The organism is Nakamurella panacisegetis, assembly GCF_900104535.1.
GTDB lineage: Bacteria > Actinomycetota > Actinomycetes > Mycobacteriales > Nakamurellaceae > Nakamurella > Nakamurella panacisegetis.
Genome location: NZ_LT629710.1, coordinates 419,291 through 431,766, shown reverse-complemented (window position 1 = coordinate 431,766; position 12,476 = coordinate 419,291). Strand labels below are relative to the sequence as shown.

12 protein-coding genes are annotated in these 12,476 nt (G+C 70.1%); 8 read left to right on the top strand and 4 right to left on the bottom strand.

The features are described from left to right. The first annotated feature begins 31 nt into the window (after nucleotides 1–31). The 3 genes from BLS97_RS01925 (at nucleotide 32) to secA (ending at nucleotide 4,773) form a co-directional block, all read left to right on the top strand. Nucleotides 32–748 (top strand): ComF family protein, encoded by a 717-nt coding sequence (locus tag BLS97_RS01925; protein WP_090474296.1) that lies wholly within the window; start codon nucleotides 32–34, stop codon nucleotides 746–748. 210 nt (nucleotides 749–958) lie between these two features. Continuing rightward, nucleotides 959–1,579: a ribosome hibernation-promoting factor, HPF/YfiA family gene (gene hpf, locus BLS97_RS01920; protein ID WP_090474295.1), complete on the top strand. Its 621-nt coding sequence runs from the start codon at nucleotides 959–961 to the stop codon at nucleotides 1,577–1,579. A gap of 254 nt (nucleotides 1,580–1,833) precedes the next feature. Beyond that, a complete protein-coding gene (secA, locus tag BLS97_RS01915; RefSeq protein WP_090474294.1) occupies nucleotides 1,834–4,773 on the top strand; it encodes a preprotein translocase subunit SecA in 2,940 nt (979 codons plus the stop codon). Between the two features lie 71 nt (nucleotides 4,774–4,844). On the opposite strand, the gene BLS97_RS01910 is transcribed toward secA, so the two are convergent. Together BLS97_RS01910 and BLS97_RS01905 are read right to left on the bottom strand one after the other, a co-directional pair. Continuing rightward, complete coding sequence (locus tag BLS97_RS01910) at nucleotides 4,845–5,477, bottom strand: Rv3235 family protein (RefSeq protein WP_090474293.1); 633 nt, start codon at nucleotides 5,475–5,477, stop codon at nucleotides 4,845–4,847. Nucleotide 5,478: 1 nt separating this feature from the next. Beyond that, nucleotides 5,479–6,390 (bottom strand): LysM peptidoglycan-binding domain-containing protein, encoded by a 912-nt coding sequence (locus tag BLS97_RS01905; protein ID WP_090474292.1) that lies wholly within the window; start codon nucleotides 6,388–6,390, stop codon nucleotides 5,479–5,481. Between the two features lie 91 nt (nucleotides 6,391–6,481). Between BLS97_RS01905 and BLS97_RS01900 the strand changes: the two genes are divergently transcribed. Beyond that, nucleotides 6,482–7,063: a hypothetical protein gene (locus tag BLS97_RS01900; RefSeq protein ID WP_090474291.1), complete on the top strand. Its 582-nt coding sequence runs from the start codon at nucleotides 6,482–6,484 to the stop codon at nucleotides 7,061–7,063. A 32-nt stretch (nucleotides 7,064–7,095) separates the two neighbouring features. Here the strand turns inward: BLS97_RS01900 and BLS97_RS01895 are convergent, their stop codons facing one another. Then, nucleotides 7,096–7,326, bottom strand: a complete 231-nt coding sequence (locus tag BLS97_RS01895; protein WP_090474290.1) for a helix-turn-helix domain-containing protein — start codon at nucleotides 7,324–7,326, stop codon at nucleotides 7,096–7,098. Nucleotides 7,327–7,607: 281 nt separating this feature from the next. Here BLS97_RS01895 and BLS97_RS01890 point away from each other — a divergent pair, with 281 nt between their 5' ends. The 4 genes from BLS97_RS01890 to BLS97_RS01875 are packed head-to-tail and all read left to right on the top strand — an operon-like array spanning nucleotide 7,608 to nucleotide 11,611. Then, the gene (locus BLS97_RS01890) at nucleotides 7,608–8,264 is read left to right on the top strand and encodes a hypothetical protein (protein WP_090474289.1); all 657 of its coding nucleotides are present in this window, start codon (nucleotides 7,608–7,610) and stop codon (nucleotides 8,262–8,264) included. Beyond that, nucleotides 8,261–9,595, top strand: coding sequence for an AAA family ATPase (locus tag BLS97_RS01885; RefSeq protein ID WP_090474288.1), 1,335 nt, complete (start codon nucleotides 8,261–8,263; stop codon nucleotides 9,593–9,595). The genes BLS97_RS01890 and BLS97_RS01885 overlap by 4 nt, the downstream gene beginning before the upstream one ends. A 4-nt stretch (nucleotides 9,596–9,599) precedes the next feature. Next, complete coding sequence (locus tag BLS97_RS01880; protein WP_090481071.1) at nucleotides 9,600–11,108, top strand: WS/DGAT/MGAT family O-acyltransferase; 1,509 nt, start codon at nucleotides 9,600–9,602, stop codon at nucleotides 11,106–11,108. After that, entirely contained in the window at nucleotides 11,105–11,611 is a 507-nt protein-coding gene (locus tag BLS97_RS01875; RefSeq protein WP_090474287.1) for a DUF6912 family protein, read from the top strand. The genes BLS97_RS01880 and BLS97_RS01875 overlap by 4 nt, the downstream gene beginning before the upstream one ends. A gap of 142 nt (nucleotides 11,612–11,753) precedes the next feature. Here the strand turns inward: BLS97_RS01875 and BLS97_RS01870 are convergent, their stop codons facing one another. Further along, entirely contained in the window at nucleotides 11,754–12,305 is a 552-nt protein-coding gene (locus BLS97_RS01870; RefSeq protein WP_090474286.1) for a YceI family protein, read from the bottom strand. Between the last annotated feature and the right edge of the window lie 171 nt (nucleotides 12,306–12,476).

Here is a 12,476-nt window from a genome sequence, read left to right as displayed (position 1 = left end):
GTGACGGCCGGTCCGGCCGACGGTTGGTGGCATGTCCGGTGAGCCCGGCCCGTTCGCGGTCCTCCTCGATCTCGTGCTCCCCCGGCCGTGTCCCGGCTGCGGCGGCCCGGAGCCCTGGTGTCCCGGATGCGCGGCGACGCTGTCCTCGCGGGCCCGATCGGTGGCGCTGCCGGGCCTCACCCTGGACGGAGCGGCCGACCTGCACCTGCCGCCGGTGATGGCCCTGGCCCGCTACGCCGGGCCAGTACGGGCGGCCATCATCGCCGGCAAGGAGCGTGGCCGCCGGGATCTGCCGGCTCGACTCGGGTGCTCGGTGGGCACGGCCATGTTTCGCCTGCGCCGGATCGACCTGATCCCGCCCGAGGTGTGGATCGTGCCCGCCCCCAGCCGGCGGAGCGCCGCCCGGGCCAGGGGCGGGGACCCGGTACGGGCCATGGCGGAGAGCGCGGCCTCGACCCTGGCCGGGCGCGGAGTGACGGCCGGTGTGGCCCCGTGCCTCTACACGGCCGGGCGGGCCCGTGACTCGGTCGGGCTCGACGCGTCGGGCCGGGCGGCGAACCTGGCCGGGCGGATCCGTCTGCGCACGGCCGGACGCCCGCCCCCCGGAGTGCCGGTGGTGCTGCTGGATGACGTGATCACCACCGGCGCGACAGTGGTCGCCTCGCTGCGAACACTCTCGGTCACCGGAATCGAGGTCAAAGCGGTGGTGGCCCTGGCATCGGCGGCGCCCTGGCGGTCCGTTCGGTGAGAATCGCGGCCGACCTGACGGAGTGTCTGTCACGAAAACGACAGGTGACGCATTGGTGTTGTCCACCTTGCACTTCGATGATGTGCCGGTAGGTTCGAAGGTAACCCGGGTGAGTCCGGATCCAGCAGCGATGGTCTCGCTCGGGGTGTGGACAGCAGTGGAGTTGGCGCGCCCGGTGGACTCCGGCCGCCATGATCGCCTGGAGGACGCGTGGACATTGTCGTCAAGGGCCGCAACGTGGAGGTTCCGGAGCATTTCCGGACACATGTGGCCGACAAGCTGGCCCGAAGTGAGCGGTACGACTCGAAGATCATCCGGGTCGACGTGGAACTGTCGCACGAGTCCAACCGTCGGCTCTCGAAAACCTGCCAACGAGTGCAGATCACCCTGGCCAGCCGGGGACCAGCGGTGCGGGCCGAGGCCAGTGCCGACACCTTCTACACCGCGCTGGACTCCGCCGTCGCGAAACTCGAGGCGCGCCTGCGTCGGTCGGCCGACATCCGGCACCACAAACAGCATGCCCGCGAACCGATCTCGGTGGTGGCCGGTCCGGGCGGCGGCCTGCCCGAAGAGCCGGCGAGCTCCGAGGAGAACGCGGAGGGCGTCGATCGGTGGCAGGACGACCAACTCGGTGATTCCGCCGATGGCGGACCGGGCCGGATCGTCCGGATCAAGGACCACCCGGCCGACCCGATCACCGTCGACCAGGCGCTGTACCAGATGGAACTCGTCGGGCACGACTTCTACCTGTTCAAGGACGTCGAGTCGGGGCTGTGCTCGGTCGTCTATCGGCGCAAGGGCTTCGACTACGGGCTGCTGCGCCTGACCTGAGTTCCAGGCGCACAGTCGGAGCATCCACCCCCGCGTTCGTCGGCGAGCCGACGGACGCGGGGGTTCTGCGTCGGGTGGCCGGTGGGCCGGATGCGCATGGCTGATCGCGAAAGCCCCCGACGAGCGTCATGCCCGAGCCGCGGTGCGCTTACCATGGGCACTGCCGGGGGAGTCAAGAGTCTCCGGAGGTAGTCCGCTGCGCGGAAGCGCGCCCGCGGGCTGCGGCTGGTGAGAAATCGACCGAGGGTGACCACGTGGTTCTGTCCCGACTGCTCCGCGCCGGTGAGGCGAAGACGATCAAACGTCTGCGCGCCATCGCCGACCACATCAACGCCATCGAGTCCGACTACACGGACCTGACCGACGCTGAACTGCGCGAGTTGACCGATTCGTTCAAGGAGCGGTTGACCGCCGGCGAGACGACCGACGACATCCTGCCGGAAGCCTTCGCCGTCGTCCGCGAGGCAGCCAAGCGCACGCTCGGGCAGCGGCACTTCGACGTCCAGTTGATGGGCGGCGCCGCGCTGCACCTCGGCAACATCGCGGAGATGAAGACCGGCGAGGGCAAGACCCTGGTCTCCACCCTTCCGGTGTACCTCAACGCCCTGGAGGGCAAGGGCGTTCACGTCGTCACCACCAACGACTACCTGGCCCAGCGGGACTCCGAATGGATGGGCCGGGTGCACCGATTCCTCGGTCTCGAGGTCGGCGTCATCCTGTCCTCCCAGACACCGGATGTGCGCAAGCAGCAGTACGCGGCGGACGTCACCTACGGCACCAACAACGAGTTCGGCTTCGACTACCTGCGCGACAACATGGCCTGGTCGAAGGACGATCTGGTCCAGCGCGGCCACTACTACGCCGTGGTCGACGAGGTCGACTCGATCCTGATCGACGAGGCCAGGACGCCGCTGATCATCTCCGGCCCGGCCGACCAGTCGTCCAAGTGGTACTCCGAGTTCGCCCGGCTGGTCCCCCGGCTGCGCAAGGGCAGCGAGGGCGGCGGGGACGGCGACTACGAGGTCGACGAAGCCAAGCGCACCGTCGGTGTGACCGAGGAGGGAGTGGCCAAGGTCGAGGCCGCCCTGGGCATCGACAACCTCTACGAATCGGTCAACACCCCACTGGTCGGCTTTCTCAACAACGCCCTCAAGGCCAAGGAGCTGTACAAGAAGGACCGCGACTACATCGTCGTCAACGGCGAGGTGCTGATCGTCGACGAGTTCACCGGCCGGGTGCTGCACGGCCGCCGGTACAACGAGGGCATGCACCAGGCGATCGAGGCCAAGGAAGGCGTCGAGATCAAGGCCGAGAACCAGACGCTGGCCACGATCACCCTGCAGAACTACTTCCGGCTCTACGAGAAGCTCTCGGGCATGACGGGGACCGCCCAGACCGAGGCGGCCGAGCTGAGCCAGACCTACAAGCTCGGCGTCGTGCCGATCCCGCCGAACCGGCCCGTGCAGCGGGCCGACGAGGGCGATCTGATCTACAAGGCCGAGGAGGCGAAGTTCGACGCGGTCGTGGAGGACATCGCGGCCCGGCACGAGAAGGGCCAGCCGGTGCTGGTCGGCACCGCCTCTGTGGAGAAGTCCGAGCTGCTGAGCAAGCTGCTGCTCCGGGCCGGCGTGCCGCACGAGGTGCTGAACGCCAAGAACCACGCGCGGGAGGCGGCGATCATCGCCCAGGCCGGTCGCTCCGGTGCGGTCACCGTGGCCACCAACATGGCTGGACGAGGCACTGACATCGTCCTCGGCGGCAACCCCGACTTCACAGCCGACCTGGACCTGCGCGAGCAGGGCCTGAGCCCGACCGAGACGCCGGAGGAGTACGAGGCGGCCTGGCCGGCGGCACTCGAGGCGGCGGCCAAGAAGACCAAGACCGAGGCCGAGAAGGTGCGGGCCGCGGGCGGTCTGTACGTGCTCGGCACCGAACGGCACGAGTCGCGCCGGATCGACAACCAGCTCCGCGGCCGCGCCGGCCGCCAGGGCGATCCGGGCGAGTCCCGGTTCTACCTGTCCCTGGGTGACGACCTGATGCGCCGGGTCGGCGGCGGCACCGTCGAGATGCTGATGACCCGGTTGCGGATGCCCGACGACATGCCGATCGAGCACAAGTTCGTGTCCAAGGCGATCAAGAGTGCGCAGACCCAGGTGGAGCAGCAGAACTTCGAGATCCGCAAGAACGTCCTCAAGTACGACGAGGTGATGAACAAGCAGCGCACCGTGATCTACGAGGAGCGGCGGCGCGTCCTGGACGGGGAGGACCTGCACGAACAGGTGCAGAACATGATCACCGATGTGATCACCGCCTACATCGACGGGGCGGCCTCGCAGGGTTACGCCGAGGACTGGGACACCGACACGCTCTGGGCGGCGCTCAAGACGCTGTACCCGATCAGCCTGACCCCGGAAACGGTGGCGCACGACCACGGCGACCTGACCCGGGACACTCTGCGCGAGGCCGTTCTGGCCGACGCCCGCCGGGCGTGGGCCGACCGCGAGGAGGCGCTGACCCCGGAGATCACCCGTGAGCTGGAGCGCCGCGTGGTGCTCTCGGTGCTGGACCGGAAGTGGCGCGAGCACCTCTACGAGATGGACTACCTCAAGGAGGGCATCGGCCTCCGTGCGATGGCCCAGCGGGATCCGCTGATCGAGTACCAGCGCGAAGGCTTTGACATGTTCAACGCCATGCTCGACTCCCTCAAGGAGGAGTCGGTCGGGTTCCTGTACAACCTGCAGGTGCAGATCGTCCCGGCGGACGGCGAGGCGCCCGGTTCGGACGGGGGGACCGACGGCTCTGGACCGGACGGTTCCGCTGCCGGCGCCCCGGGCCCGCGCAACGGGACGTCCGGGCTCCCGGCCCCGAAACCGGTCGGCGGCAAGCAGGCCGGCAGCGTCCGGACCCGGGTGCGCCCGGTCGAGGCCCTGCCGACCCAGCAGGCAGCCGCCCCGGTCGTCAAGGACACCGACGGCGCGCCGGCTGCGCTGCGGGCCAAGGGACTCACCCGGCCGACCAGCACGCCGCCCCTGAGCTATTCCGGGCCGGCCGAGGACGGCGGCACGGAGCTCACCGGGGCAACGGCGCAGTCCGGGTCGGCCACGGGCGCCCCGGCCCGCAACGCTCCGTGCCCGTGTGGTTCCGGCAAGAAGTACAAGCAGTGCCACGGACGCCCGGGGGCGGAAGCGCTGTAGTCCGCAGATAGCGGAAAGGGCCGGCCCGGGCACCTCGGGCCGGCCCTTTCGCTGTCGGGCAAGGGGTTCCGTCAGCCGGTCTGCAGCGCGGTGATCCGCCAGCGACCGTCAACACCCTGGATCCGGAACGCGATCGCCCGCACCCGCTGCCCCCGCCGGAACGCCGCACTGATCTCGGCCACGCCGTCCGCCGGCTCGCACACCCGCACAGTGAGCAGGTGGCTCAGCGCGCCCGGCACCGTCGGACGCCCCTGCAGCCCGGCGAACACCTCAGGTGAGCAGTGCACTCGGAGTTGGCTCACCGGGCGCTGCCCGGACAGCATCTCGACCAGGGCGCGCGCGAGCATCTGGCCCGACCGGGCGGCCGGTGGCAGGTCGGCGGTCGCGGTACGGCGGACGCCGACGTCGGCGTCCTGCGACCAACCGGGCACGTCGGCGTCGGCGATGGCCTCCGGTTCGCCCGCCGTGGGCGCGAGGTCAGGCGCCGTGAACGGCAGCGGACGTCGCCTGGCGGGTTCCTCGACCGGGACGAGTGTGCGTGATGGCCGACGGAGCTGTTGGATCCGGCCGACCGGGGTCCGTTCGTCGTCGAACGGCGGGTCGCAGTCCGGCACCGGCGCCAGGTAGGGACGCCGAGTAGTGGTGGCGCCGGCCCGGTCCGGGGCGGCGGGGAACGCGTCGGAGTCGATCAGTGCGGAGGTCATGTCATTCCCCGTTCGGCTGGGTCGGTGGCAGCAGGATCTGCCCGGGCAGGATGCGATCGGGATCGGCCCCGATGACGGACTTGTTGGCCGCGTACCAGCGGTGCCAGGCCTGGGTGATCTCCGCTGGCGATGCTCCGGCCGGGAGGTGGGCGGCGGCGATGCTCCAGAGTGAGTCGCCGCGCCGCACCACCACCGGCTCGGTCGACCGCGGCCAGTCCACGTCGACCGTTCGCGCCGGTGACCCGACCGCCGCGCCGCTGGTCGACGGGGTGGTTGGCCAATCGATGTCCAGTGGCGTCGGGGTCGGGGCTTCCGGTCGATCGAGACCGACGGTCGGCACCGGGACGCGATCGAGTTGGACCGCCGACCCCTCGACGGGGGTCCAACTCGTGGTCGCGGTGTCGCCCGACGGCCCGGACGCCGACGACTGATCCGCGCCCGGTGGCGCGGATACCGCCGACGCGCCGGGCGCTCCTCCCACCGCGAGGCCGGACATGAGCGAGACGCCGACGACCGACAGAACGAGCTTCCGGGCGGCCTTCGGCGCGATGCGGCCCAGCAGGACGTGCGCCGAGCGTCCGGCCGAGCCCGGAAGATGACCGCCCAGCGCCACCAGCGCGACCAGGATGGCCCAGGTCAGCAGGGTCCAGACCAGCAGTGATGCCGCAGCCAGGGCAACCGATGCGACCAGCTGGGCGGGCCGGTCGGCCGAGGTGGCCGGTCCGGCCAGTACGGCGCGGACCGACGACGGCGCAGGTAGGGCGACGGCCAGGACGACGAGTCCCGACAGGGCTCCGGCGAGCTGGAACCAGGCCTGCCGCGACGAGGCGAGCTCACGGTGGCTCGCGGTCCCCAGATTCAGATCAACCCTGCCGTTTGACCACGTTTGATCAAGCTTGGCACGTGTGAACATGAAATGAAGTCAAACAGCGTCAAATGGACTAAGTCAAGCCGATTCGGGGTTCTTGTTGACGAAACGCCTTCGATCGGTCACGGTGAACGCCATGCGGTGGGAGCAGCTCTTCAGTGACCTCGACGCGCGCTTCGACGACCTCGCCGATGCCGACATGATGGCCGAGCTGGCCGATCGCCAGCGGGTGGCCGCCGGTGCGATCACGGTGGTCGAGCGGGTCGGTGGCGCGCTCGGACGGCCGGTCCGGATCCGGACGACGGCCGGGATGACGGTGGCCGGCACCCTGCGAAAGGTGGGCCCCGACTGGGTGCTGCTGCAGGAAGCGCCTGGCCGGGAGGTCGTACTGGCCCTCCGGGCGGCCACCATCGTCGAGGGCCTCAGTGCGGCTACCGGGCCGGCGGTCAAGGGCGTCGGGCTGCGGTTGAATCTCCGTCACGCGTTACGGGGACTGGCGCGCGACCGATCTCCGATCGCCATGGTCGTCGGGGGCGGGGTCGGGGACTCAGCCGGTCCGTACACCGAGGTCACCGGCACCATCGATCGCCTGGGGGCGGACTTCCTGGAGCTGGCCGTACATGCGCCGTGGGAGCCCCGCCGGGCGGCCAGCGTCCGATCGGTGGTGCTGATCCCGTTGCCCGCGGTCGTCCTGGTTCGTGCGGTTCCGCTCGGATGAGCTCTCGGCGGTGCCCTCAGGTCTGCCGGCGATCAGGCGTCGGTCGGCAGCGCGGAGGGCAGCTCGGACAGTGAGGCCGCGGTCCGCTGGTAGGCCTCGTCGATGTATTCCTCCAAGCGAGCGCGCTCGACTCGCCACTGGTTCCGGCCACCGATCTGGATGCCCTTGAGATCGCCGCTCCGCACCAGGGCGTAGGTCTGGGACGCGGAGATGTTCAGGATCTCGGCGACGTCGGCCAGAGTCAGAAAGCGTTCGGTGGTCATGTCAGGCGTTCCTTCACGGGGCGGGCAGCAGATGAGTGGGATCTCGGCCAGTGACCGATCCCGCAAACGAGGGTATTGATCACCAGTTCGCGCCACGTAGGCTTCATCGAACGGGGTGCGTCACGAAGACTCCGGCGCAGTTGGGCAGTGTGCACTCATTTGGCTGGGTTGGGGCCGGGTGAGCTAGTTTGGGACCGGTTCAATTCTGGCACAGCCGCCCGGTGTGTGACGGTTTTGTTCCACACGCGGCGTGGGCGGCGATCGAGGGGCAGGGGGCACGGATGAAGGCGACCACAGCGGAGGGGGCGCCGGTCCCGCGGCGGACGAGCCGGCCGAAGTGGTTGGACATCCGCGTCATCGGGGGTCTCGTCCTGGTGATCGCCGCGGTGGTCGTGGGAGCCCGGGTCGTCGGCGCAAGTTCGCACACCTCGCCGGTGTGGTCGGTGACCCGGGACCTGGCGCCCGGCACCGTCATCACCGCTGCGGATCTCGAGCGGGTCGACGTGAATCTCGGTGATCAAGCCGCCCGCTACGTCGCGGCCGGCGGTGGCAGCGCGGCAGTCGGCACCGCCGTGGCCGTGCAACTGCACGCCGGCGAGCTCCTGCCGGTCTCCGCGATCACCGTGAGCAAGCCGGGGCGGGTGGTGGTGATCGGGGTGACCCCGGACCACATGCCGCCGGGGGTCACCCACGGCTCGGTGATCGATCTGTACCTGACAACCGGAGGTGCGACCGCCGCCACGACCGCCGTCACCGACCTCGTCTCGGCCGGCGTCACCGTGCAGTCGGTGTCGGCCCCCGCCTCCGGCGGGCTGTCCGGGGCGAGTTCGACCCGCTACCAGATCGCCGTGCTGGTGTCGGCGGCCTTGGCCGACTCGTTGGTCAAGACGTTGCCCAAGGGGGACGCGATCGTCGTGCTGCAGACCGGTGAGCGATGAGTTCGGGGCTGCTCACCGCGGGTAACGGGCAGAACTGGGAGAACGATCTGGTCGCCGCGTTGGACCGCCCGGGCGCCGGCATGTCGGTGGTCCGCCGGTGCGTCGACATCGCTGACGTCCTGACCGCCGCGACCACCGGGCAGGCGGCGGCGGTGGTGCTCTCCGGGGAACTGCGCCGGCTGGACACCGAGGCCGTTCAGCGTCTCACCGCGGCCGGCGTCGCGGTGGTCGCCATCTATCCGGCGTCCGAACCGCGGATCCGGACGCGGCTCGAGCGGATCGGGATCACCACGCTGGTCGCCGATGACGACGCGGGAGCGGCGGCGCTGATGGCGGCCGTCCGGACGGCGATCACCCAGCTGGCCGCCGGCGTCAACCCGGTCGTGGCCGGGTTGCCCCCGGAGGCGACCGGCTTCCTTCCGCATCCAGCGGTGGCCGATCCCCGGTTCGCGCTGCCGCCCGATCGGGGCCAGGGCACCTCGATCCCAGTGCCGGCCCGAGCTGATCCGCCGCCGCTGGGCCAGGTGGTGGCGGTCTGGGGTCCGGCCGGCGCCCCGGGACGCACCATGCTGGCCGCCAACCTGGCCGTCGAATCGGCCGAGGCCGGTCGGCCCACACTGCTGATCGACGCGGATGTGTACGGCGGCGTGCTCGGAAACGCCTTCGGTCTGCTGGACGAATCGCCGGGACTGGCCGGGGCGTGTCGCCAGGCCGCCAACGGCCGCCTGGACCTGGCCGAACTGACCCGCCTGGTGTGGGCCATCGGCAGCAATCTGCGACTGCTCACCGGGATCAGCCGCGCCGACCGCTGGCCCGAAGTGCGGCCGTCGGCCATCCCGGCGGTGCTCGGTGTGGCCCGGTCGATGGCCGCGGTGACGGTGGTCGACTGCGGTTTCTGCCTCGAGGCGGACGAGGAGATCACGTTCGACACCGCGGCCCCCCGGCGCAACGGCGCCACCCTGGCCGTGCTGGCCGACGCCGACGTGCTGGTTGCGGTCGGATCGGCGGATCCGCCGGGCATCGAACGCCTCGTCCGCGGGCTGGCCGAGCTGCGGGACATGGTCCCGGAGGTCCAGCCGCTGGTGGTGCTGAACCGGTCCCGGCGAACGGCCGCGTCGCCCGATGAGGCGATTGCCGCGTTGGCCCGATTCTCCGGTCTCGGTGTCACGGCCGTCCTGCCGGAGGACCGTGGCAGCACCGACAAGGCCTGGCTGCAGGGGATTCCGCTGGCGCAGGCGGCGCCCGGGTCGGCGCTGCGCAAGGGGATCCGTGATCTCGCCGGTGCCCTGACCCGTGCCGGTGCCGTGCCGTCGGGGTCTGTGCCACGATGACCAGATGACCGACCGGCTCTCGGCGACCGACGCCGCCTTCCTCTATGCAGAGGATGCGTCGACGCCGATGCACGTCGGCGGTGTGGTGATCCTGCATCCGGAACCGGGGACGTTCGACTACCGGGAGATCGTGGATCTGATCTCGGCCCGGCTGTCGCTGGTCCCGCGCTACCGGCAGCGGGTGCGCTTCGTGCCCGGACGGCTGGGCCGTCCGGTGTGGGTGGACGACGAGGACTTCGACCTGACATATCACGTCCGGCGGTCGGCCCTGCCCAAGCCGGGCACCATGTCGACCCTGGACGAACTCGTCGGACGACTGATCTCGCGTCCGCTGGACCGTGCGCGTCCGCTCTGGGAGATGTACGTCATCGAAGGTCTCGAGGGCGGGCGGATCGCCATCGTCAACAAGACCCATCACGCGATGGTCGACCGGATCGGGGCCGTCGACGTGGCCGCAGCCATCCTGGACCTCGCCCGGCGCCCGCGCCGCCTGCCCGACGAACCCTGGATCCCGGTTCCACCGCCGAGCGACATCGATCTGGTGGTCGATGCCGTTGCCGACATCGCCAGCCGCCCGTCCGACCTGGTCGACGTACTGCGACTGGCCGCGGCCGACATCGGGTCCACGGTCTCGAAGGTGGCGCGGGCCGGTGTCGACGTGGTGGAGATGGTGCGGCGCACGGTGAATCCGGCACCACGATCGGTGCTCAATGTGACCAAGAGCGGCCAGCGCCGGTTCGCCTCCTTCCGGGTCGATCTGGCCGATGTGAAGGCCATCCGGGCCGCGCACGGTGCGTCCGTCAACGACGTGCTGCTGGCCGCCATCACCGGTGCCCTGCGGACCTGGCTACTGGCCCGCGGCGAGGCGGTCACCCCGACCACCACCTTGCGTGCACTGGTCCCGATGTCGGTCAAGGGCAGTCCGGTGACCGGCGACGAGGAACCGGATGGCGGACCGGTCAACCCGGTGGTTTCCTACGTGGTCGACATGCCCGTGGCCGAGCCGAACCCCGTCATGCGGCTGCATCAGGTGTCGTTCGCCATGGGAGCCCATCTGGAATCGGGACGGCAGGTCGGCGCCGACTCGTTGCTGGAGCTCGGCCGATTCGCCCCGCCGACCCTGCACGCCCTGGGCGCCCGGGTCGCCGGCCAGCTCTCCGGCCGGATGTACAACCTGCTCATCACCAACGCCCCGGGCCCGCAACTCCCGCTGTTCGCGGCGGGCTCGCCAGTCGTGGCGATGTATCCGGTGGCGCCGTTGGCCAAGGGGCAGGCGCTGGCCGTGGCCTGCACGTCCTACAACGGGGGAGTGTTCTTCGGTCTCACCGCCGATCGGGATGCAATTCCCGACATCGAGGAGTTCGCCGTCCACATCGGCGAAGCAGTCGAGGAGTTGCTCCCGGCGCCCGGCACCGGCGTGGTCACCGGCCGGTCCCGGCCGGCATCGGCGGCCGGCCGGCCCGGGACCTCGGCCCGGGTTCGTTCTGCACGCAGGTTGGGAGAACAGAAGTGAGGGTCTACATTCCGGTCACCTTCTCCGGGCTTCGGACGGTCGTGACCGAGCGCGAGGTGCGGCCCCAGGGCGGGATCGTGTTCGGGGTGACCGACGACCTACGGCAGGAGTACGCCGACGCCGACGACGAGGAGCTGGAATACCTCGCCCTGTCCGATGCCGCCCGGGCCTGCCTGCGGCTGCTCGCGGCGGCGCCGGCCGATGAGCCGCCAATGCGGGTGGTGATCGCCGCCGACGTCACCGATGCCGAATCCATTCCGCACCGGGACCGGGCCGCGGCCCGGGTCGCCGGCCCGGTGCCCTGGAAGCAGATCGCTTCGTTCCATGTGGACGGGGCCGAGGCGGGCGACGTGGTTCGGGCGGCGGTGGACGTGATCTACGAGGCGGACCTGGGGGATGACGACGCCGAGTTCGCTGTCGGGTCGGCGCAGGACATGGACCTGGCTTGGTACGCGCCGGGCGAGATCGCCTATCTGATCGAGGATCTGGACAGCAGCGGCTGACTCGTGACGGTCGCCCGCGACCGGTTCCTCACGGGACGGCCTGGGTGAACGCACCGAACCCCGCGCCGGCCATGAGCCGGACACGGGGTTCGAGGTGAGTTGACGCCGACCGCGGCCGCGCCGCGGGTCAGCTTTCGGTGGTTCAGGCGCTCTTGGTGAACTCCAGCTCGAGGGAGATCTCGACCTTGTCGCTGACCACGGCGTTACCGGCGCCGAAGGCGGCCTCGAAGGAGACGTTGAATTCCTTGCGGCTGATCGAGGTGGTCGCGGTGAAACCGGCCCGCTCGGCTCCGTAGGCGTCGGTGGTGGCACCGAGGAACTCGACCGCCAACTCGACCGACTTGGTCACGTCGCGGATGGTGAGGTCGCCGACCACGACGAACTCGTCGCCGTCGAAGTTCTTGATGCCGGTGGAGACGAACTTCAGGGACGGGTACTGCTCGACGTGCAGGAAGTCGGGGGACTTCACGTGCTCGTTGCGCTGCTCCTGCTTGGTCTCGACGCTGGCGGCGTCGATGACGGCGGTGACGGTGGCGTCGGCCAGGCCGCTCTCCGGGACGACCAGGGTGGCCGACTCCAGCTCGAACGTGCCCTTGGCCTTGCCGACCGCCATGTGGCGAACCTTGAAACTGACGTCCGAGTGGACGGTGTCACCGATCCAGGTGCCGGTCAGGGTGGTGGTGGGGGTGCTCATGGGATCCTCCGAAGTTTGTGATGCGTCAACGACCTTGTGACTTCACGATAGACCCGGGAAGTGGACTTGTCACCTAATTCATTGAGTGTTCAACTATGACGTGTCTCACAATCGATCGGACCGGGTTCGGCCCGTCCGGCCGGCGCAGTTACTGCTGAGTAACATGTGTGG